General features: G+C 66.9%; 22 protein-coding genes. 19 read left to right on the plus strand and 3 right to left on the minus strand.

Translation table 11 applies throughout. The features are described 5' to 3' along the window. Positions 1-264 precede the first annotated feature (264 nt). The 8 genes from ACQKIE_RS03250 to ACQKIE_RS03285 are packed head-to-tail and all read left to right on the plus strand — an operon-like array spanning position 265 to position 8839. Positions 265-1380, plus strand: a complete 1116-nt coding sequence (locus ACQKIE_RS03250; RefSeq protein ID WP_427455717.1) for an NAD-dependent epimerase/dehydratase family protein — start codon at positions 265-267, stop codon at positions 1378-1380. Continuing rightward, entirely contained in the window at positions 1377-3437 is a 2061-nt protein-coding gene (locus ACQKIE_RS03255; RefSeq protein ID WP_427455719.1) for an NAD-dependent epimerase/dehydratase family protein, read from the plus strand. Before ACQKIE_RS03250 ends, ACQKIE_RS03255 begins: the two co-directional genes overlap by 4 nt. After that, the gene (locus ACQKIE_RS03260) at positions 3416-4516 is read left to right on the plus strand and encodes a glycosyltransferase family 4 protein (RefSeq protein WP_427455721.1); all 1101 of its coding nucleotides are present in this window, start codon (positions 3416-3418) and stop codon (positions 4514-4516) included. The genes ACQKIE_RS03255 and ACQKIE_RS03260 overlap by 22 nt, the downstream gene beginning before the upstream one ends. Next, positions 4504-5619, plus strand: a complete 1116-nt coding sequence (locus ACQKIE_RS03265; RefSeq protein WP_427455723.1) for a CgeB family protein — start codon at positions 4504-4506, stop codon at positions 5617-5619. The genes ACQKIE_RS03260 and ACQKIE_RS03265 overlap by 13 nt, the downstream gene beginning before the upstream one ends. Continuing rightward, positions 5616-6713 (plus strand): CgeB family protein, encoded by a 1098-nt coding sequence (locus ACQKIE_RS03270; RefSeq protein ID WP_427455725.1) that lies wholly within the window; start codon positions 5616-5618, stop codon positions 6711-6713. Before ACQKIE_RS03265 ends, ACQKIE_RS03270 begins: the two co-directional genes overlap by 4 nt. A gap of 11 nt (positions 6714-6724) precedes the next feature. Next, positions 6725-7813, plus strand: a complete 1089-nt coding sequence (locus ACQKIE_RS03275) for a CgeB family protein (RefSeq protein WP_427455727.1) — start codon at positions 6725-6727, stop codon at positions 7811-7813. Positions 7814-7821: 8 nt separating this feature from the next. Next, positions 7822-8649, plus strand: coding sequence for a methyltransferase domain-containing protein (locus ACQKIE_RS03280; protein ID WP_427455729.1), 828 nt, complete (start codon positions 7822-7824; stop codon positions 8647-8649). After that, positions 8639-8839 (plus strand): hypothetical protein, encoded by a 201-nt coding sequence (locus tag ACQKIE_RS03285; RefSeq protein WP_427455731.1) that lies wholly within the window; start codon positions 8639-8641, stop codon positions 8837-8839. Before ACQKIE_RS03280 ends, ACQKIE_RS03285 begins: the two co-directional genes overlap by 11 nt. Positions 8840-8900: 61 nt before the next feature. On the opposite strand, the gene ACQKIE_RS03290 is transcribed toward ACQKIE_RS03285, so the two are convergent. Then, entirely contained in the window at positions 8901-9791 is an 891-nt protein-coding gene (locus ACQKIE_RS03290) for a manganese catalase family protein (protein WP_427455733.1), read from the minus strand. A gap of 212 nt (positions 9792-10003) precedes the next feature. Here ACQKIE_RS03290 and ACQKIE_RS03295 point away from each other — a divergent pair, with 212 nt between their 5' ends. After that, complete coding sequence (locus ACQKIE_RS03295) at positions 10004-10513, plus strand: ferritin-like domain-containing protein (RefSeq protein WP_427455735.1); 510 nt, start codon at positions 10004-10006, stop codon at positions 10511-10513. Positions 10514-10525: 12 nt separating this feature from the next. Here ACQKIE_RS03295 and ACQKIE_RS03300 read toward each other — a convergent pair whose 3' ends face one another. After that, positions 10526-11368 (minus strand): SDR family NAD(P)-dependent oxidoreductase, encoded by an 843-nt coding sequence (locus ACQKIE_RS03300; protein WP_427455737.1) that lies wholly within the window; start codon positions 11366-11368, stop codon positions 10526-10528. A 217-nt stretch (positions 11369-11585) separates the two neighbouring features. Between ACQKIE_RS03300 and ACQKIE_RS03305 the strand changes: the two genes are divergently transcribed. Together ACQKIE_RS03305 and ACQKIE_RS03310 are read left to right on the plus strand one after the other, a co-directional pair. Further along, complete coding sequence (locus ACQKIE_RS03305) at positions 11586-12788, plus strand: zinc-dependent alcohol dehydrogenase (protein ID WP_427455739.1); 1203 nt, start codon at positions 11586-11588, stop codon at positions 12786-12788. Next, complete coding sequence (locus tag ACQKIE_RS03310; RefSeq protein WP_427455741.1) at positions 12785-13201, plus strand: hypothetical protein; 417 nt, start codon at positions 12785-12787, stop codon at positions 13199-13201. Before ACQKIE_RS03305 ends, ACQKIE_RS03310 begins: the two co-directional genes overlap by 4 nt. Positions 13202-13205: 4 nt before the next feature. Here ACQKIE_RS03310 and sdhD read toward each other — a convergent pair whose 3' ends face one another. Beyond that, positions 13206-13592 (minus strand): succinate dehydrogenase, hydrophobic membrane anchor protein, encoded by a 387-nt coding sequence (gene sdhD, locus ACQKIE_RS03315; RefSeq protein WP_427455743.1) that lies wholly within the window; start codon positions 13590-13592, stop codon positions 13206-13208. 108 nt (positions 13593-13700) lie between these two features. Here sdhD and ACQKIE_RS03320 point away from each other — a divergent pair, with 108 nt between their 5' ends. The 8 genes from ACQKIE_RS03320 (at position 13701) to ACQKIE_RS03355 (ending at position 21637) form a co-directional block, all read left to right on the plus strand. Beyond that, positions 13701-14567, plus strand: a complete 867-nt coding sequence (locus ACQKIE_RS03320) for an MBL fold metallo-hydrolase (protein WP_427455745.1) — start codon at positions 13701-13703, stop codon at positions 14565-14567. A 69-nt stretch (positions 14568-14636) separates the two neighbouring features. After that, positions 14637-16403, plus strand: a complete 1767-nt coding sequence (locus ACQKIE_RS03325) for a methanol/ethanol family PQQ-dependent dehydrogenase (RefSeq protein WP_427455747.1) — start codon at positions 14637-14639, stop codon at positions 16401-16403. Further along, complete coding sequence (locus tag ACQKIE_RS03330) at positions 16384-16950, plus strand: c-type cytochrome (RefSeq protein ID WP_427455749.1); 567 nt, start codon at positions 16384-16386, stop codon at positions 16948-16950. The genes ACQKIE_RS03325 and ACQKIE_RS03330 overlap by 20 nt, the downstream gene beginning before the upstream one ends. Then, complete coding sequence (coxB, locus tag ACQKIE_RS03335; protein ID WP_427455751.1) at positions 16947-17951, plus strand: cytochrome c oxidase subunit II; 1005 nt, start codon at positions 16947-16949, stop codon at positions 17949-17951. Before ACQKIE_RS03330 ends, coxB begins: the two co-directional genes overlap by 4 nt. Beyond that, positions 17948-19819 carry a cytochrome c oxidase subunit I gene (gene ctaD / locus ACQKIE_RS03340; protein WP_427455753.1) on the plus strand — a complete coding sequence of 624 codons (1872 nt, stop codon included), beginning with the start codon at positions 17948-17950 and terminating at the stop codon, positions 19817-19819. The genes coxB and ctaD overlap by 4 nt, the downstream gene beginning before the upstream one ends. Continuing rightward, positions 19816-20424, plus strand: coding sequence for a cytochrome c oxidase subunit 3 (locus ACQKIE_RS03345; protein ID WP_427455755.1), 609 nt, complete (start codon positions 19816-19818; stop codon positions 20422-20424). Before ctaD ends, ACQKIE_RS03345 begins: the two co-directional genes overlap by 4 nt. Then, positions 20421-20750, plus strand: a complete 330-nt coding sequence (locus tag ACQKIE_RS03350; RefSeq protein WP_427455757.1) for a hypothetical protein — start codon at positions 20421-20423, stop codon at positions 20748-20750. Before ACQKIE_RS03345 ends, ACQKIE_RS03350 begins: the two co-directional genes overlap by 4 nt. Continuing rightward, the gene (locus ACQKIE_RS03355) at positions 20747-21637 is read left to right on the plus strand and encodes a cytochrome c oxidase assembly protein (RefSeq protein ID WP_427455759.1); all 891 of its coding nucleotides are present in this window, start codon (positions 20747-20749) and stop codon (positions 21635-21637) included. Before ACQKIE_RS03350 ends, ACQKIE_RS03355 begins: the two co-directional genes overlap by 4 nt. The last annotated feature ends 4 nt before the right edge of the window (positions 21638-21641 follow it).

The raw sequence follows: 21641 nt of genomic DNA on the forward strand, positions 1-21641 counted from the left end.
ATCCTCATCTGGCGTGGAACGAGACGACGAGACCAGCGTCCTCGCGAGCGGCCTCGCAAGCGTCGGACGGCGGCAGGGAAGTCGAACGCTTTCAGAATGGAAGGCCAATCGTGCGGGAGGGGTGAATAGCCGATGGCCGTCCGAACACGTTGCTGAGCGCCTCGCGCACGTTAAGGAATGTCATCGGCGACGACAGTCGAATTCACTCCTCCTGTCCGTCTGCGCGTGGAAGCTGACTCTTCCTGCGAAGGGAGAGCATGTCGAATGAGCAAGACCATTCTCATCACCGGCGGCGCCGGTTTCATCGGCTCGTGGCTCGCGGACCAGTTGCTCGCGGAAGGGCACCGCGTTCGCGCGTTGGACCTCCTCGCGCCGCAAGTGCACGGTCCCGAAGGCGCGCGCCCGCCCTACCTCGACGACGAGGTCGAACTGCTGCAGGGCGACGTGCGCGATCCCGAAGCGGTGCGCAAGGCACTCGACGGCGTCGATGGCGTCTACCACCTCGCCGCGTCGGTCGGCGTGGGCCAGAGCATGTACGAGGTTGCCGGCTACACGTCGATCAACAACCTGGGCACGGCCGTGCTGCTCGAGGCCCTGATCGAGCGTCCCGTGGAACGCCTGGTTGTCGCATCGAGCATGAGCATCTACGGCGAGGGCATGTACGCCGACGCCACGGGTCGTCGCCTGTCCGGACGGCGCCGCGACCGCGCGCAGCTCCAGCGCGGCGATTGGGAGTTGCGTGGCGACGACGGCCAGCCGCTGGTCCCGGTGCCGACGGCGGAGGAAAAACAGCCCGACTTGTCCTCGGTTTACGCGCTCTCGAAGTACGACCAGGAACGTCTCTGCCTGATGATCGGCGAGGCGTACGGCATCCCCACCACGGCGATGCGTTTCTTCAACGTCTACGGCCCTCGCCAGGCACTCTCCAACCCCTACACCGGCGTGCTCGCCATTTTCGCCGCGCGCCTGTTGAACGGCAATCCGCCGAGCATTTTCGAAGATGGTTTGCAGCAGCGAGACTTCGTGAACGTGCGTGACGTCGCGCGTGCCTGTCGTCTTGCCTATGACACACCGGCGGCCGCGGGCGCGGTGGTCAACGTCGGCAGCGGTCATTCGTACACGATCCTGGAGATCGCGCGTCGGCTTGGCGAGGCCACGGGCCACCGCATCGCCCCGGAGGTGACCGGCAAGTACCGCGTCGGCGACATCCGTCATTGCGTCGCGGACATCGGCCTCGCCGAACGGCTCATCGGTTACCGCCCACAGGTCGGCATCGAGGACGGCCTGGCCGAGCTCGTGGAGTGGCTGGGCACCGCCACCGCCGTCGATCGCGTCGTCGAAGCGAGCGCGGAGCTGCATCGCCGGGGATTGACGCTATGAGCGCCGCCAACCAACGACACCTCGGCGCGGTGGCGCCGGGTCGCGACGAAGCGCCGGCGATGGGCGTGCTGGAATGGTTCTGGATGGGCGACCGCGCGCTGGCCGAGGCGGCCATCGAGGAATTGCGCGAGCTCGGCGTGCGCCACCTTCGCTTCGGCATCTCCTGGGCCGACTTCCTCCGCGATGGGGGCCCCGAGTGGTACGACTGGCTGGTGCCGGCGCTCGCCGAGCACTTCGAGCTGCTGCCGTGCTTCCTCTACACGCCCCCGTCCCTGGGCGAGACGCCCAGCACCGCCTCGCCACCGCGTCGCCTGAAGGATTACGCGGATTTCCTGGACGTCTGCATCACCCGTTACGGCGAGCATTTCGAGTACGTCGAGCTGTGGAACGAGGCGAACAACCTCATCGAGTGGAACTACGGTCTCGATCGCGGCTGGGGAAAATTCTGCGAGATGGTCGGCAATGCGGCGCACTGGGCGCGCCAGCGCGGAAAGAAGACCGTGCTCGGCGGCATGTCGCCGATCGATCCGAACTGGCTCGAGACGATGTTCGACAACGGACTCATGCCGTATATCGACGTCGTCGGCGTGCACGGTTTTCCCGGCAGCTACGACATGCCCGGCGAGCCGTGGGAACAACGTGTGCAGCGCGTCGCGGACGTGCTGCGCGCCCACGATCACCCCGCCGAGCTCTGGCTTACCGAAACCGGCTATTCCACCTGGCGCCACGACGAGTTCGAACAGGTGCGCGTGGTGGCGGAGGCCGGTCGGCTTCCCGTGACGAGGGCCTACCTGCTGTCGCTGCGCGACCTGGCCGCCGACCGGCCTTCGCAGGCCGGCTTCCACAATGACGAGCGCGACTACCACTTCGGCATCAAGCGCGCGGACGGCCAGCCGAAGCTGCTATACCGCCTGTGGGCCACGCATGGGCTGGATGGCGTGCGCGAAGCCGCCCGGTGGCCCACGCGCCTGCGTCGCGACGCACCGGTATCGGTCGTCACCGGCGGCGCCGGCTTCATCGGTTCCAATATCGCCGACCGCCTCGCCGGTGCGGGCAAGCGCGTGCGCATCGTGGATGGTCTTGCGCGCCCGGGGGTGGAAGACAATCTCGCCTGGTTGCGCGAGCGCCACGGCGAGCTCATCGAGTTCTCGCCCTGCGATGTGCGTGACCGGCACCACCTCGCCGAGGTACTCCAGGGTGCCAGCGAGATTTTCCACCTCGCCGGCCAGGTCGCGGTCACGTCCAGCCTCGATGACCCCGTCACCGATTTCGACATCAATCTCGGCGGTGCCGTGAACGTGCTCGAGGCCGCTCGCCGTCAGCCACGCGTGCCGCCGGTTATCTTCGCCTCGACCAACAAGGTCTACGGTGGACTGGAGGACATCGCGCTGGAGGTGGTCGATCGTCGGTACCAGCCGGTGGACCGTGAATGGCTCACGCATGGTGTCGGCGAGTCGCGCAAGCTCGACTTCCACAGCCCGTACGGGTGCTCGAAAGGCGGCGCGGACCAGTACATCGTGGATTACGCCCGCTGCATGGGTGTTCCATCGGTGGTGTTTCGCATGAGTTGCATCTATGGGCCCCGGCAATTCGGTACCGAGGACCAGGGCTGGGTGGCGCACTTCCTCATCCGTGCGATCGAAGGCAAGCCGATCACGCTGTACGGCGACGGCATGCAGGTGCGCGACATCCTCTTCGTCGACGACGTCGTAGATGCCTATCTCCTCGCCGCCCGACGCATGGGCGAGCTGAGCGGCCGCGCCTTCAACCTGGGTGGCGGCCCGTCCAACACGATCAGCCTGTTGCAGCTGCTCGACTGGATCGAGGATCTCACCGGGTGCCGTCCCGACGTGAGCTGGTCGGATTGGCGGCCCGGCGACCAACGCTACTACGTTTCCGACACCCGCCGATTCACCGAGGCCACGGGATGGCGCGCCACCGTGGATGCACGCGAAGGCGTGGAGCGCTTGTACCGGTGGCTGCGCAGCTATCGCGGCATGGACGAGGGCAACGAGCAGGCTGTCGGTGAGTGGTCATGGCTGTCCGCCGCGTCATGATGAGCGCCGACGCGGTCGGCGGCGTCTGGACTTTCGCGCTCGAACTGGCGGAGGGCCTCGTGCGTCACGGCATCGAGGTGTTGCTGGCCGTGCTGGGACCACCGCCGGACGGCGGTCGCCTGCGGGCGGCGCAGCGCGTGCCCGGCCTTCGCCTTGCCCACGCCGACTATCCGCTGGAATGGATGCGGGAGGCGAATGACGAGAACCAGGAGGCCGCCGGACGGTGGCTGCTCGACCTCGCGACGGATTTCGCACCGGATGTCGTGCACTTGAACCACTTCTGCCACGGTGCCCTGCCGTGGCCGGCGCCTTGTGTCGTCGTCGCGCACTCTTGCGTGGCGACGTGGCACGAGTATGTCCGGGGCGCCTTGCCCGGCAGTGAGTGGGACGATTACCGGCGCCGGGTGGCCGACGGCCTGGCGGGCGCGACCCTCGTCGTCGCGCCCACGCGCAGCATGCTCGACGACCTCCAACGCATCTACGGCACGCTGGACAAGGTGGCCGTCGTGCACAACGGCCGACGGCCCGACGCGTTTCCCGCCGCGCGAAAGCAGCCTTTCGTGTTGTGCGCGGCACGCGCATGGGACGAGGCCAAGAACGTCGCCGCCCTCGACGCCGCCGCCCCCATGACCCGCTGGCCCATTCGTGTCGCCGGCGACACGCGCCATCCGGAAGGAGGCAACGCCCGCTTCGACCACGTGGAACTCCTCGGTGCCCTGGGCGAAGGGAGCATGGCCAGCCAATTCGCCCACGCTGCGATCTATGTCTTGCCGGCGCGCTACGAACCCTTCGGCCTCTCCGTGCTGGAGGCGGCCTTCGCGGGCTGCGCTCTCGTCCTTGGCGACATCCCCTCGCTGCGGGAGTTGTGGGAAGACACGGCGTCCTATGTACCGCCCGACGATCCGGCGGCGATCGCCGAGGCGATCAATGCCCTTTCCAGCGATCGCCGCGCGTTGCATTCGCGCGGCGTGCGCGCACGCAGGCATGCGCGGCGGTACACGGCGGAACGGATGGTCGCGCGCTGGCGCGACACTTATAGGCAACTGGCAAAGGAGGACAAGAAGCCATGCGCGTCGTGATGTTCTACCACTCGCTGGTCTCCGACTGGAACCACGGCAATGCACACTTCCTGCGTGGCGTGGCGAGCGAACTGTTGTCGCGCGGGATCGAGGTGAGCATCTACGAACCGCGGGATGCCTGGAGCGTGCAGTCTTTGTTGGCGGAGCAGGGCAGTGGCCCGATCGAGGCGTTCCACCGCGCTTACCCGGATCTGGAGAGCCACGCCTACGACCTGGATACGCTCGACCTCGACGCGGTACTCGACGAGGCGACGCTCGTCCTCGTGCACGAGTGGAACAGTCACGAACTGGTCGCGCGCATCGGCACGCATCGGCGCGACCACCCGCGCTACCGGCTGCTGTTCCACGACACGCACCACCGCGCGGTGAGCGATCCGGGGGCGATGGCGGCTTACGACCTTCGTCACTACGACGGCGTGCTGGCCTTCGGCGAGGTGATCCGGCACATGTACCTGCGGCGTGGCTGGGCCGCGCAGGCCTGGACCTGGCACGAGGCGGCGGATGTTCGCGTGTTCCGTCCCATGGACGGGGTGGAGCGGCAGCATGCCCTTGTCTGGATCGGCAACTGGGGCGACGGAGAGCGCAGCGCGGAACTGCGCGAGTTCCTCGTCGACCCGGCGCGCGACCTCGACCTGGACGGCACGATCCACGGCGTCCGTTACCCGGAGGACGCGCTCGACGCCTTGCGTCGCACCCGCCTCGACTACCGCGGCTGGCTGCCGAATTTCGCCGCACCGGCGGTCTTCGCAGCGCATCGCTTCACGGTGCACGTGCCACGTGGGCCGTACGTGCGAGCCCTCCCGGGCATACCCACGATTCGGCCGTTCGAGGCGTTGGCCTGCGGCATTCCCCTCATCAGCGCACCGTGGGACGACGTCGAGGGATTGTTCCGTCCCGGCACGGACTTCCTCGTGGCACGTGACGGGGAGGAGATGCGCAAGCACATGCGGGCGCTATGCGAAGACGAGGACCTGGCGCGCTCGCTCGCAGCGAACGGCCTCGAACGCATCCGCGAGCGCCATACCTGCGCCCACCGCGTCGACCAACTGCTGGACATCCACGGCGTCCTGGCGCCGGTTCCCACCGCGAGGATTTACGCATGAAGTTCGCCTTCTTCGGATCGAGCCTGGTTTCGGCCTATTGGAATGGTGCCGCCACGTACTACCGTGGCCTGATCCGGCACCTGCACGAACTCGGCCACCAAGTCACCTTTTACGAACCCGATGCCTATGGCCGACAGGCGCATCGGGACATGGACGATCCGGATTGGGCAAAGGTAGTCGTCTATCCCGCGACCACCGATGCCACCCACGCCATGCTCGACGACGCCGCATCGGCCGATGTGATCGTGAAGACGAGCGGCGTCGGCGTGCTCGACCGGACGCTCGAGGAGGGCGTCCTCAGCCTCAAGCGGCCCGGCAACATCGTTATCTTCTGGGACGTGGACGCGCCTGCCACGCTCGACAGCGTGCACGCGGACCCGGCCAATCCTTTCCGCCGCCTCATCCGACGCTTCGATCTCATCTGTACCTACGGCGGTGGCAAGCCGGTCGTCGACGCCTACACGGCGTTGGGTGCGCGGCATTGCGAGCCGGTCTACAACGCGCTCGACCCCCATACGCACCATCCGGTACCGCATCGCCTGGAGTTCGCCGCCGACCTCGGCTTCCTCGGCAATCGTTTGCCTGATCGCGAGGCGCGCGTGGAGCGCTTCTTCCTCGCCGCCGCGGAGGCGAGGCCGGACAAGCGATTCCTGCTTGGCGGCAGCGGCTGGGAAGATAAGCGCATGCCAGCGAACGTGTCCTATGTCGGCCACGTCTATACGCGCGACCATAACGCCTTCAACGTCTCGCCTCGCGCGGTGCTCAACATCAGCCGCGACTCGATGGCGCGCTACGGCTTCTCGCCGGCCACGCGCGTTTTCGAAGCCGCGGGTGCCGGCGCCTGCCTCATCACCGATGCCTGGGAAGGCATCGAGCTATTCCTGGAGCCGGGGAAGGAAGTGCTGGTGGCCGAGGGTGGCGACGGCGTAGCCGCCCACCTGGACGAACTAAGTGACGAGCGGGCAAGGGCGATCGGCAGCGCGGCCTTGCGTCGCGTGCTCGCCGAGCACACGTACGCACACCGCGCGCGACAGATCGAGGCGCTGCTGACGGGACGCGCTCCGACGGCGTCCGCGCATGCGGCGGTGGCATGAGGAGCGACGGCATGGATATCGTTTTCATCGGCCTGTCGATCACGTCGTCCTGGGGCAACGGTCACGCGACCACGTATCGGGGCCTGCTGCGCGAACTGGCGAGGCAGGGCCACCGTGTCACCTTCCTCGAGCGCGACGTGCCGTGGTACGCGATGCACCGCGACCTTCCCGAACCGCCTTACGGAACTACCGAGCTGTATGCGTCCCTGGATGACTTGCGCGCCCGTTTCGCGGGTCTCGCGCGCAGGGCCGACGCGGTCATCGTCGGTTCCTATGTGCCGGACGGGCAGCAGGTGGGCGACTGGGTGCGCCAGACCGCGGGAGGCGTTACGGGGTTCTACGATATCGATACGCCCGTGACACTGGCGAAGCTCGCGGAGGGCGACCACGCCTACCTGGCCCCCCGGCAGATCCCGGCGTACGACCTGTACCTGTCATTCACGGGCGGCCCGACGCTGGCGAGGCTGCGCGACGACTATGGCGCGCGGCACGCGCACGCGTTCTATTGCGCGTTCGATCCGGAAGCGTATTTCCCGGAGCCCACCGCCACCCGCTGGGACCTCGGCTACCTCGGCACGTACAGCGACGACCGCCAGCCTCGCGTCGAGTCGCTGCTGATCGCGCCGGCGCGCCGCTGGACGGAAGGCCGGTTCGCGGTGGCCGGACCGATGTATCCGTCGACCGTCGAGTGGCCGTCCAACGTCATGCGCACCGATCACGTACCACCCGCCGAGCATCGTGCGTTCTACAACGCTCAGCGCTTCACGCTCAACGTGACGCGAGACGACATGATCCGCGCTGGATGGTCGCCCAGCGTGCGCCTGTTCGAGGCCGCCGCCTGCGGGACGGCCATCGTCTCGGACGTGTGGGACGGCATCGATTCGCTGTTCGAGCCAGGGAGCGAGATCGTGCTGGTGCGGGACACCGACGAGGTACTCGACGTGCTCATGCACATGCCGGACGCGGAACGCGAGGCGATGGGGCGGCGGGCGCGGGAACGAGTGATGGCGGAGCACACGGCGGCGCACCGCGCGCGCGAACTGCCGTCCCTCATCGCTTCCGCGGCCGCGTCGGTAACGGATCTTCCTGCCACAGCCTAGGTGTGCCCATGTCCAGCCTGAAGACCCTGCAATCGCACCCCCTGCGCCACGACGCGTCGATGGAAGACATCCACGCGCTGGGCCCGTGGTTCCACAACCTGCACCTCCCCGACGGGCGGCAGACGGCACCCGACCATCCGCTCGGTGACTATCCCGCGTACAAGTGCGCGGCGCTGGCACCGCATCTTCCATCCAACCTGGCGGACAAGCGGGTGCTCGACATCGGCTGCAACGCTGGCTACTTCGCCATCGAACTGGCGCGGCGGGGCGCGCACGTGACGGCGATCGACCACGACGCCCATTACCTGCGACAAGCCGCCTGGGCGGCGGAACAGTTCGATCTCGGCGATCGGCTGGTGCTGAAGGAAGGCGACGTGTACGGACTCGCCGGCTCGGGTGACGCGTACGACATCGTCCTGTTCCTCGGCGTTTTCTACCACCTGCGTTATCCCTTGCTGGGGCTGGACCTCGCCGCTTCGATGAGTTCGGGCCTGCTCCTGTTCCAGAGCCTCGCCACCGGTGGATCCGCCGACGACCTGGATACGTCCGATCCCGGCTACCTCGGTCGTGACCGCCTGCGCGAGGATGCGTGGCCCAAGCTGGCCTTCATCGAGCACGAACTCGCCGGCGATCCGACGAACTGGTGGCTACCAAACCCACCCGCCTTGCGCGCGATGGTCCGTTCCGCGGGTTTCGCGGTGGACACCGTGGTCGACGACATCCACATCTGCCGAAGGACGTCCGCCGCCACGTCCGCCGAACAGCGGCTTCACGCGGTGCTCGGCAGCCTTTGCGGACCCCAAGATACGTCAGAGGAGGCACGTCATGTCCGATAACGGGTACCGCTGTGGACACGCGCCGTGCGAATGCACGGTGATGGATTCGAGCGCCTACTGTTGCGAGCACTGCGAAAAGGCGGCAGGCGAGGGCATGGAAGGGCCGTGCGGCTGCGGCCACGAAGCCTGCGAGCACCGCCAGAAGCGCGAAGCCCAGGCGAGCGACCCCGGCTATGCGGGGCCAACCTGACGTGGGAAGCGTGATGTGTGGGAAGCGCGCTGGCGCGCTTCCCACGGTCCATCGTGATCGCCTACCGCGTCGCTTCCTGCTGCAGTGTCCCCAGGTCCGCGCCCGTCACCGGGTCGCGCGTGGGATCCGACTTGCCGCGCAGGATGAACGCGTCGACGGCCGTCTGTTCCTCCGCCGACAAACCGACCTCGCAGTGACCATCGCCGCCGTCGACGGGGAGGGAGTCCTCGGTCGGCGTGATGACCTTGCTGAAGCCCTTGCCCTCGCACCACGGGCCCGTGGTGTCGCCCTCGCCGCGGGACGTGTTGACGTAGACATCCGTGAAGCGCGGATCGCCCGGCAGCTTGCCCGGCGGGAAGCTCTTGTCCATCGAGTAGAGCGCCTTCTCGAATGACTTCTGGTGCGCGACCTCGCGCGTCATCAGGAAGGTCAGCGCGTCGCGGACGCCCGGATCTTCAGTGACATTGATCAGCCGCTCGTAGACGATCTTCGCGCGCGCCTCGGCTGCGATATTCGATCGCAGGTCGGCGGTGGGTTCGCCAATGGTGTCGATGTAGCCCGCGTTCCAGAGCTGGCCGGCGGAGTTGACCAGCGCGGGGCCGCCACCGTAGAGGATCTGCGTCACATGGCTGTCATTGCCGGCGCCCTGCAGCGCGCGATACATCTCGGCCTGCTGGTCGATCGTCTCCGCGAGCAGGCCCTTGGCCCCGCGGTTGAGCATGGCGATGATCGAGCCGATGACCTCGAGGTGGCTCAGCTCCTCCGTGGCGATGTCCAGGAGCATGTCCTTCCGGCCCGGATCCTCCTCGGCGAGGGCCTGCGTGAAATAACGCATGGCGGCCGCGAGTTCGCCCTGGGGACCGCCGAACTGCTCGAGCATCAGATTGGCCAATCCGGGGTTGGACTCGCTGACGCGGACGGTGTACTGGAGTCGTTTGTTGTGATTGAACATTGCTGGCTTCGCTCCTGGCTGGCTTGCGGGAGCGCTAATGCTTGCCAAAGCGAAGTGCACGCGGGGGACATCCCCAGTGAGGGGCGCCTCGACACTCGTGAATCAGCGGGCGTGCGCGTCATCCCGCCATCACGCGGCTTCGCTGCGCACTGCACGCGCGCTCGGCAAGCATGGCTGCTCCATTCCCTCCCAACCACGACAGGAGCACCACCATGGCCGACTTGCGCGAGAACCTTCTTGATTGGCTTCGCGACGCCCACGCGATGGAACAGCAGGCGGAGCAGATGCTGAGGGCGCAGGCGTCCCGCATCGAGCATTACCCGGTCGTCAAGCAACGCATCGAGCAGCACCTCGAGGAAACGCTGGGCCAGCAGGCCCTGCTGAAGGGCTGCATCGAGCGCCTCGGCGGCTCGACCTCCGCCATGAAGGACATGATGGGCAAGATGATGGCGTTCGGCCAGGCCGCCGGCGGCATGGCCAACTCCGACGAGATCGTCAAGGGCGCCATATCGAGCTACGTGTTCGAGAACCTGGAGATCGCCACCTACACCGCACTGATCGCCGCGGCCGAAACCGTCGGCGACGCCGAGACCAAGCGCGTGTGCGAACAGATCCTTCCGCAGGAACAGGCCATGGCGGCGTGGGTCCTCGAGCACCTCCCGCAGCTGACGGAAGAATTCCTCGTGCGCGACGCCACGCCGGACTTGGAGGCCAAGCGCTAACGCGCGTCGGCATCAGGGCTGCGGCGGCGACTCCTTGTCGCCCCGCGCCCGCTTCGGGGAATCGACTTCCTCGTACATCTTCTCGTTCATGCGCGACTGCATGTGTTCGGACATGAACCGCCGTGAGAACACCATCGCCTTGTTGACAGCGCCCGCCACGACCACGCGGTCGCCCGTCATGACGGCTTCGTAGCCGATCTGGGCCACTTCCTCGGGATCCATCAGGTTTCCCTTCTGGAAGGCGAAGCTGCCTTCGATGTCGCCCTTCGGGAAGAAGTCGGTATCGGTAGGGCCGGGGCACAAGGCGGTCACGGTGACGCCCGAGCCCTCCAGTTCCGTCGCAATGGCCTCGCTCCAGGAGAGCACGAAGGCCTTGCTGGCGTGATAGACCGACATGGTCGGGCCGGGTTCGAAGCCGGCGATCGACGCGGTATTCAGAACGCGGCCACGACCCTCCTGCACCATGCGCGGGAGGAAAAGGGACGTAAGCCGCAGGACCGCTTCCACATTGAGGCGAAGGATGGACAGGTGCGTGGCGAGTGGGACGTCCGCGTAGTTCCCCTTGAAGCCATGGCCGGCGTTGTTCACCAGGATGTCCACGGTCCAGCCCGCGCTTGCCAGGGCGGATTCGATGGCGGCGATGCATTCCTTTTGTTCCAGGTCGACCGCCACGGCCAGGGTTTCCACGCCGTGACGCTGCCGGATATCCGCCGCGAGGCTATCCAGTTCCGCGGCGTCCGGCGCCACGAGGCATACCGGGTGGCCGTGCGATGCGAAGCGGTGCGCGAGGTGCAGGCCGATGCCGCTGCTGGCCCCGGTGATCAGGACACGTTGGTTCGCGTGTGGGGTGGACATGCGCGGTCTCCGAGGCGATGCCGCGACAGCGCGGCGCAGCCCGACGCTATGCGGCGGCTCCTCAACCACGCGTCCGCCCCGGATGAAGGGCCGCCACACATCCATGAATGAGCCGGTCGCGACGGTGGTGCGATGTATTCCCCTGGGCACACAGCGTTGGCGCGCCGCAGACGCCACCCGGTCAACGATGCGTGTCGCCCCATCAGTGGAGAACACGATGCTCGCGACCACCTACCGGCGTCCCTACCGCGTCAGCGCACGCCACGTCCCCGATCCCGTCATCGAACACCCCCTGGACGCCGTGGTGCGCGTCCTGCGCTCGTGCATCTGCGGGTCCGACCTGCACCTCTACCACGGCCTCGTGCCGGATACGCGCGTCGGATCGATCTTCGGCCATGAATTCGTCGGCGAGGTCGTCGACGTGGGCTCCGAGGTGCGCAACCTCAAGGTGGGTGACCGGGTGCTGGTGCCCTTCAACATCTTCTGCGGCACCTGCTACTTCTGCCAGCGGGAGCTCTACAGCAACTGCCATAACGTGAACCCCGAGGCCACGGCCGTTGGCGGGATCTACGGTTACTCGCATACCACCGGTGGCTACGACGGCGGGCAAGCCGAGTACGTCCGTGTGCCGTTTGCCGATATCGGCCCGACGGTCATCCCGCCCTGGATGCATATCGAAGACGCCGTGCTTCTGACGGACGTCCTGCCGACGGGTTACCAGGCCGCCGAGATGGGAGACATCAAGGAGAACGACACGGTGGTCATTTTCGGCGCCGGACCGATCGGCATCATCGCCGCGCGGTGTGCGTGGCTGATGGGCGCGGGACGTGTCATCGTCGTCGACCAGGTGGACTATCGGCTCGACTTCGTGCGGCGCTACGCGCAGTGCGAAACGGTCGACTTCCGCTCCGTGGGCGACATGGCCATCCACATCAAGAAGATGACCGAGGGCCGGGGCGCCGACGTCTGCATCGATGCCGTGGGTTGCGAGGCCGACGGCAGCATCATGCAGCGCGTCACCGGCGTGACCATGAAGCTGCAGGCCGGCGCGGCCACGGTCCTGCACTGGGCCATCAATTCCGTGCGCAAGGGCGGCAATGTCTCCATCGTCGGCGTCTACGGGCCGACCTTCAACGCGGTGCCCATCGGCAACGCGTTGAACAAGGGCCTCACCTTGCGCATGAACCAGGCTAGCGTGAAGCGCCACCTGCCGCGGCTGATCGAGCATATCCAGGAAGGACGGCTGGACCCGCGCGCCATCATCACGCACCGGGTTCCGCTCGAGGAGGTGAGCGACGCCTACGAGATGTTCTCGGGCAAGAAGGACCAGTGCATCAAGACCGTCCTCATTCCACCGGGCGCCGCCAGCGTCGAGCCGACCACCGCCGCATCGACGGCCAACACCGAGGTTTCGCCATGAACCGACCGCAAGATCGCATCCCGGGCTGGGGCGCCGACCTCGACCGTGCCAACCGTCCCGCCGTGCCCATGGAGCGCCAGCCGCCTCGTCTCGAGGGCGTCCACTGGAGCGACCCGCCGCCGGCGCAGCAGTCCGACGTGGAGATTCTCCAATCCACCGAGCACTTCAAGCGCCCGCCGGTGTTCGGCACGAGCGTGCCGCCGCGTGGCATGAGCGGCTGGATACGCCGAAGGGCATTCCGTCACAGCGAGAACGATCTGCGCCACTGGTTGATGTTGCTCTTCGCCGATCGCGTCGATGTCGTGGAAAGCGCGTTCTCCGATGCCCGGCGCTCACCCCGGGGGCGCTCGGCCGTCGTATTGGTGGGTGCGACGTTGGCCGCGGCCTGGCTGATGCGCCGCTCAGGCTATTAGTTCGTTACGGGGCGATCGCGATCCGGATGATCGACAGCAAGGAAAGGACGGCCATCAGGAGGAGCGCCAGCCGCGTGAGGATGGCGCTCCAGAAGGCGAGGGCCCGGGTATGGATGTAATCCTCGTAGATGTTGCGCAGGCCCAGCTCGGTGTGCCAGCAGACGAGGATCACGAACGTCGCCATCAGTGTCGCGTTGACCGGATGCGCCAAGGCATGGCGCACCGTCGCGTAGTCGGACCGCATCAAGGTCAGCACCAGGACAACGAACCAGACCGACAACCCCACGAGGACGAGCGAAGTGAACTGCATGGCCATCCAGGAGCCTGCTCCGGACTTGGCGGAACCGATATTGCGGGCGCGTTTGAGTGGGTTGCGCAGGTCGCTGGTCATGGCTTCGTCCTCGTTCGATCGCGGGGAGCATGTGCAGGGGAGGGTGCAGCCAACCGTGGCGTTCCGTCAACAGGCTTTCACGAAGCTTAATTCGAAAGGCGAGGCACGATGCGGGTCCACCACCTGAACTGCATTTCCACCTGTCCCTTGGGCGGCCGATGGATGGACGGCCGTACGCGCTCCCTACTGACGCGCGGGGAGCTGGTTTGCCACTGCCTCCTCATCGAGGCGGACGATGGCCTCGTGCTGGTCGATACCGGGTTTGGTCTGAACGACGTGCACCATCCGCGCGACCGGCTCAGCGCTTTCTTCCTGGCCCTGGTGAAGCCGGCCTTCCGGGAGGAGATGACCGCCATCCGCCAGATCGAACGACTCGGCTTCCGCGGCACCGACGTGCGCCACATCGTGATGAGCCACCTGGACTTCGACCATGCCGGGGGGCTCGACGATTTCCCGCACGCGACGGTGCACCTGCTGCGACGCGAGCGCGACGACGCACTCGCCCAACGGACCTGGATGGACCGCCAGCGCTTTCGCCCGCAGCAGTGGATGCACCGGGATCTCTGGCGCACCTACGTGGCGGGACAAGGCGAGAACTGGTTCGGCTTCGAGCGCGTGCAACGGCTGGATGGCATCCGCGGGGACGTCCTTCTGGTACCGCTTCCCGGGCATACGCATGGGCACTGCGGCATCGCGGTCCGCGGGGAAGCGGGCTGGTTGTTCCTCGCCGCCGACGCGTACTTCCACGAGCGGGAGATGGATGTCGCGCGGCCGTACTGCACGCCCGGCCTGCGTTTCTACCAGTGGATGCTGGAGAAAGACCGGGACGCGCGCCTCACCAACCAGTTGCGGCTGCGTGCCCTCGCCGCCGAGCACGACGGCGAGGTGAAGGTGTTCTGCAGCCATGACGCGGCGGAGTTCGAGCGGCTGGCCGGGCGCCCGGCCGGGTTGCCGGCGGACGCACTCCGGCGCTAACCGTTCTTCACGCATTCCGCACGGCACTGCGTTCTATCTATAGGGCTTCCAATGGTCGGGGATCCTTCGATGAGACGTGGTGCGGGCCGTGTCGCGTTGCTCCTGCTCCTGCTGGCATGGACGGTACCCACGGTTGCCCTGGCGCAGGCGCAGGGCGACTGGCCGATGCCCGCGCACGACTACGCCAGTACCCGCTTCAGTCCCCTGGACGAGATCGACGCCGGCAACGTCGGACGGCTCAAGGTCGCTTTCACCTTCTCGACAGGCGTCGATCGCGGCCAGGAGGCCGCGCCCATCGTCGTCGACGGCACGATGTACGTGGTATCGCCCTATCCGAACATCGTCTACGCGCTGGACCTCACGAAGGAAGGGGCACCCGCGAAGTGGTCGTTCCGCCCGAAGCCTGATTCGGCGTCGCAAGGCGTGGCCTGTTGCGACGTCGTGAACCGTGGTGCCGTGGTGGCCGACGGCAAGGTGTTCTTCAACACCCTCGACGGGCAGACCATCGCGCTCGATGCCGCCACCGGCAAACAGCTTTGGCGTACCAAGCTAGGGGACATCAATCGCGGCGAGACGATCACCATGGCGCCGCTGGTGGTGAAGGACAAAGTCCTGGTCGGCAACTCCGGTGGCGAGTTTGGCGTGCGCGGCTGGCTCGCCGCGCTCGACACCGCCACCGGCAAGCTGGCGTGGAAAGCGTATAGCACCGGGCCCGACGCCGACGTGCTCATCGGTCCTTCCTTCAAGCCGTTCTACGCGAGCGACAAGGGCAAGGACCTGGGCGTGACCAGTTGGCCGCCGGAGGCGTGGAAGACCGGCGGCGGATCGGTCTGGGGCTGGATCTCCTACGACCCGGAGACGAACCTCATCTATTACGGCACCGCCAACCCGGGGCCGTGGAATGCGGAACAACGCCCGGGCGACAACAAGTGGACGGCCGGCATCTTCGCGCGTGACGTCGATTCCGGGCAGGCGCGCTGGTTCTATCAATTCAGCCCACATGACCTGTACGACTACGACGCGATCAACGAGAACGTGCTGGTGGACCTGCCGGTCGGCGGAACGCTGCGCAAGGTGATCGTGCGGCCCGAGCGCAACGGGTACCTGTACGTTCTCGACCGTGCGACGGGCGAGGTCCTGTCGGCCGACGCGTTCTCGCCGGTGAATTCCATCCTCGGCGTGGACCTCACGACGGGCAGGCCGCGGTTCAACCCGGAAAAGCAGCCGCAGATGGGGAAGGTGATACGGAACATCTGCCCGACAGCGCCCGGCGCCAAGGACTGGAACCCGTCTGCCTGGTCGCCGGACACGAAGCTGCTCTACATCCCGCACGCGAACCTGTGCATGGACTGGGAGTCGATGCAGGCGAACTACATTGCCGGCACGCCCTACATCGGCGCGGAAGTGCGGATGTATGCGGGGCCCGGCGGGCATCGCGGCGTTGTCACCGCATGGGACCCGGTGCGCCGCCGCGCGGCCTGGGAGGTCAAGGAGGACTTGCCGGTTTGGAGCGGCGCGCTGGTCACGCATGGCGGGGTCGTCTTCTACGGCACGATGGACGGCTGGTTCAAGGCCGTGGATGCGAAGGATGGAAAGCCGCTTTGGAAGTTCAAGACGGGCTCCGGAATCATCGGGCAACCGGTGAGCTACCGGGGACCGGACGGCCGCCAGTACGTGGCGGTCCTGTCGGGCGTTGGCGGGTGGGCGGGCGCGATCGTGTCCGGCAACCTCGATCCTCGGGACGGCACCGCCGCCAAAGGCATGGTCAACGCGACCACCGACCTGAAGGAGAAGACGCAACCGGGAGGCACGTTGTATGTGTTCTCGCTTCCTTGAAACAGCGGCCGCGGTCGCGCTGTGCGCGCTCTCGCTAGCCGGGTGCGACCGTGAGAAGCGCGACTTCACCGGCCCCGCGCAGGGCTCCGGTGGCCCGGCGCCGTCCCTCGTCAACTTGCAGCCCGGCGCGCCGAGGGAGCAGCCGGTCGATCCCCGTGGCGCGGTCTACGAAAACAACGCCTACCACGTCGGACAAGGGCAGAACCTTTTCCGCTGGATGAACTGCAACGGTTGTCACGCCAATGGCGGCGGTGACGCCGGTCCCGCGCTCATGGACGACGAATGGCGTTACGGCGGCGATATCGACCACATTTTCGCGTCCATCGACCAGGGCCGTCCCAACGGCATGCCGTCGTTCCGCGGCAAGCTTCCACCGGAACAGATCTGGGAGCTGGCGGCGTATGTGCGCTCGCTTTCGGGAAATGTACGCAAGGACGCCGTGCCGTCGCGCAGCGAAGGCATGTCCGCGATCCCGCCTCTGACGCGCAAGGAGGCCGAGGCACCGAAACCGTCCAGCCCCGCGCCCAACCAGGAGCCGCAGAAGTGAGAGCGGCAATCGCCGTCGTCGTGGTGCTGCTGGCCGGATGCTCTGGGCGCCAGAACGCGCTCGACTATGCGAGCGACCAGTCCCGGGCGATCGGCGATATCTGGCACCTCATGCTCGTCGTCTGCGGAATCATGTACCTGCTCATGATGGGATTGTTGGCCTGGGCGATCTGGCACGCGCGGCGGCGCCTGCCCGATGCACCGCCCGCCACGGAGGCCCCTGCGGCCGATGGGCTGCTGCGTAAACTGCTCGGCTCATGGACGGTGCTCATCGTCATCGGGCTGTTCGTGCTCGCCGGCGGCAGCTTTTTCGTCGATCGCAAACTGGCGCAGTCGCAGGATCCGCATGCGCTGCAAGTGCGCATCACCGGATCGGAATGGTGGTGGCAGGTCGAATACCTCGATCCGGATCCGTCGCGCACCGTCGTTACCGCCAACGAACTGCACCTGCCCGTGGGGCGCGCGACGCGGATCGAGCTGCGTTCGAACGACGTCATCCACAGTTTCTGGGTACCGAACCTCAACGGCAAGACCGACCTCATCCCCGGCCGCAGCAACTTCCAGACGATCACGCCGCGACGAACGGGACAGTGGCGCGGGCAGTGCGCGGAGTTCTGCGGACTGGAGCATGCGCGCATGGCGATGGACGTGAGCGTGGAGGACGCGGCCGCCTTCGAGCGCTGGCGCGCCGCGCAACTCGCCACCGCCCGGCCACCGCAGAGCGAGCGGCAACGCCAGGGACAGCACGTCTTCATGACCAGTACCTGTGCATCGTGCCACGCCATCATGGGAACGGACGCGGCGGGCAGGGTAGGGCCCGACCTGACCCACGTCGCCAGCCGTCGCACCCTGGCCGCCGGCGCGCTTCCGATGCAGCCGGGCGCGCTGGCGGGCTGGATCGAGGACCCCCACGCGCACAAGCCGGGCACGAACATGCCTGCCACCAAGCTCCCGCCCGACCAGCTCGCCGCGCTGGTCGACTACCTGATGTCACTGCGATGACCGATCCGTCCCGCCTCCTCGAGACATGGAAAGACCCGCCGGGCGTCATCGGCTGGTTGGCAACGGTCGACCATAAGCGCATCGGGCGGCGCTACCTCGTCACGGCCTTCGTGTTCTTCGTTATGGGCGGCATCCTCGCGCTCATCATGCGCACGCAACTGGCACATGCCGACGGGCAGGTGGTGGGGCCGGACCGCTACAACCAGCTGTTCTCGATGCACGGCTCGTCGATGATGTTCCTGTTTGCCGTGCCGATCATGGAAGCCGTGGCGGTGTACATCGTGCCGTTGATGTGCGGCACGCGGAACATCGCGTTCCCCCGCCTGAATGCCTTCAGTTACTGGATCTACCTGTTCGGCGGCATCATGATCTACGCGGCGTTCTTCCTGAATGTCGGGCCGGAAGCTGGCTGGTTTTCCTATGTGCCTTTGTCCGGCCCGCAGTACTCGCCTGGCAAGCGCACGGACTTCTGGGCGCAGATGATCACCTTCACCGAGGTGGCCGCGCTGGCGGTCGCGATCGAGCTGATCGTGACGATCCTGAAGCTGCGCGCGCCCGGCATGACCCTGGCGCGCATGCCGCTGTTCCTCTGGTCGATGCTGGTGACCAGTTTCATGATCGTCTTCGCCATGCCGGCGGTGATGCTCGCCAGCTCCTTCCTCATCATGGACCGGCTGGTCGGCACCCATTACTACAACGCGGCCGAGGGTGGCGACCCGTTGCTGTGGCAGCACCTGTTCTGGTTCTTCGGCCACCCCGAGGTCTACATCATCTTCCTGCCGGCGCTGGGCATGGTCTCCAGCATCGTGCAGGCCTTCTCGCGCCGCCCTCTGTTCGGACGCCTTGCCTTGGTCGTGTCGCTGCTGGCGACCGGCTTCCTGGCGTTCGGGCTGTGGGTCCACCACATGTTCGCGACGGGCCTGCCTCGCATGGGCAATAGTTTCTACACGGCCGCCAGCATGATGATCGCCTTGCCGAGCGGCGTGCAGATCTTCTGCTGGATGGTCACCCTCGGTACGGGGCGCCCCCGGTTCACCACGTCGCTGCTGTTCGTGATCGCCTTCTTCATCACCTTCGTCCTCGGCGGCCTTACCGGCGTGATGCAGGCCTCGGTACCGCTCGACCTGCAATTGCACGACACCTACTTCGTGGTGGCGCACTTCCACTACGTGCTGATTGGCGGCGCCGTGTTCCCCTTGTTCGGCGCCTTCTTCTACTGGTTTCCCAAGTTCACGGGGAAGGTGCTCGACGAACGGGCCGGGAAGTGGACGTTCTGGCTGTTCTTCATCGGCTTCAACGTCGCCTTTTTTCCGATGCACATCGTGGGCCTGGAAGGCATGCCGCGCCGCGTCTATACCTACTCCGGCGATATGGGCTGGGATGTCTGGAACCTTGTCTCCACCGTGGGCGCCTACCTCATCGCCACCGGGATGCTCGTCTTCGTCGCCAACGTCGTGCGGACCCTGCGATCGCCGGGTCCGTTCGACCCGAATCCGTGGGATGGGCCGGAACTCGAGTGGGCCGCCGCGTCGCCCCCGGCGCCCTACAACTTCGATGCGGTGCCGGTCGTCACCAGCGATACGCCGCTGTGGACCGATAGAGAGGCCGTGCCCGCGTTGTCGGGCCTGCGCGATGACCGGCCCGAACTGTTGGTCACGTCCGCCGTGGAAGCGGCACCGCAGATTCGCTGGGGCATGCCGTCACCGAGCCTGTGGCCGCTGTTCACGGCCCTGGGGCTCACCGTCATGTTCGTGTGGTCCATCTTCACGCCCTGGGGCATCGTCTGGGGTGCGATCCCGTTCGCCATCGGCGCGACGGTCTGGTTCTGGCCGAAGAAGTCGCAACCCGGGTTGGAGAGCGAAACATGAGGCCGCTCCGCGTCACGGGCGATGTCGGCGGCTTGCCCGACCACGCCTTCGGTCCCGCCAGCCTCGGGTGGTGGGGTACGGTCGGATTCATGCTTATCGAAGGGATGGCGTTCGTGCTCGCCGCCGGTGCCTATGTGTACCTCATGTCGAACGAGACGTCGTGGCCACCGGGCGGGCGGCCGCCGTCGCTGCTATACGGCACCTTGTTCACCGTGATCGCCGTGCTGAGTGAGATCCCCAATGTCTGGGTGTCGCGGCGCACGCATGCGGCGGACGTGCGAGGCATCCGGATCGGGCTGTGGCTGATGGTGGCCATCGGCCTTGGGCTGATGATCGTGCGCGGCTTCGAGTTCGATGCCCTGGGCGTGAAGTGGAACGACAATGCGTACGGCTCGATCATCTGGGCCCTGATGCTCATGCACTCGGTCCATATCGCCACGGACATCTACGACAGCATCGTGCTCGCGGCCATCGCCACCCTGCAGGTGCCGGACGCGAGGAAACGTTCCGACGTGGCCGACAACGTCATGTACTGGCACTTCGTCGTGATCACCTGGCTCGGGGTCTACGTGCTGGTGTACCTCGTGCCGAGGTACGTCGCATGAAGCGGATCCTCTACGCGCTCCTACCCTGGGCGGGCCTTTCCCTCGGCTTCCTTGCCTGGGGCGCGCACCAGCAGGGGCTCGCCGATGTGCTGCGCTTCGATTGCGCGGCGGTCTCGCCCACGCGGGCCATCGTGGCAGCCGCCCTCGCGCTCGCGCTTTGTGGCGTTGGCGGGGCGCTCTCATGGCGCGCCGTGCGGATGGCCGGCGACACGGGCGGTGGGCATCCGTTCGTCGGCTGGCTGTCGATCCTCGGTGCGGGTATTTTCGCGCTCGCGATCCTCATGCAGGCGATGGCATCGCTCACGGTACCGGGGTGCTTCCGGTGAGGCGCGCCGTCGCGGCATCGGTCGCGGCGTGCGCGGCGCCCGCCGCCTGCGCCCATACGGCGGGGACGTGGACCGGCTGGACCTTCGAAACCTGGGTCGTGCTTCCGCTCGCCATCGCCGCCATGCTCTACACCGTGGGCCGCTGGCGGTTGCGCGCGCGGTCGGGTGCTCGGCCCGCAACGTGGCATCGCGATGCCTACTTCGCCGCCGGCTGGACGATCACGGCGTTGGCCCTCGTGTCCCCGGTGCACGCCGCCGGGTCGCGCTCGTTCGCCATGCACATGTTCGAGCACGAACTCCTGATGCTTGGCGGCGCGCCGCTGCTCGTCCTTGGTCGGCCGCTACCCGTGATGCTCTGGGCGTTTCCCCACGGCGCACGGCGCGTGCTGGGTCGCCTCACCCTTACGTCGGGGGTGAGCGCGACCTGGTCCGGCCTGACCCATCCCGCCGTCGCGACGATGGCCCAGGCGGTCGCGCTCTGGCTGTGGCATGCGCCGGCCCTGTTCGGTCTCGCCTTGGCGGGTGAGGGATGGCATGTGCTGCAACACCTGAGCTTCATGGTGACCGCGCTGCTGTTCTGGGCGTCCATGCTCGACGAGGCGCGGATGCGCCGCCATCCGATGTCCGCCGTGGTCGGCCTGTTCTTCACCGCATTGGTGAGCGGCGCGCTCGGGGCACTGATGGCCTTCTCCGCCAGTCCCTGGTACGTGGGATACGCACGGCTGGGCATGACGCCTTTCGGTCTGACGCCGGTCGAGGACCAGCAACTGGCTGGCCTGCTGATGTGGATACCGGGCGGCGTCGTCCATGCCGCCGCCGCCCTGGCCATCGTCGGCCGTCTGTTGCGCGGCGCACCGGCGCCGGAGGTCGTTCCCGATGCGGATTGACGTT

This window comes from Luteibacter sp. NPDC031894 (assembly GCF_050273135.1).
GTDB lineage: Bacteria > Pseudomonadota > Gammaproteobacteria > Xanthomonadales > Rhodanobacteraceae > Luteibacter.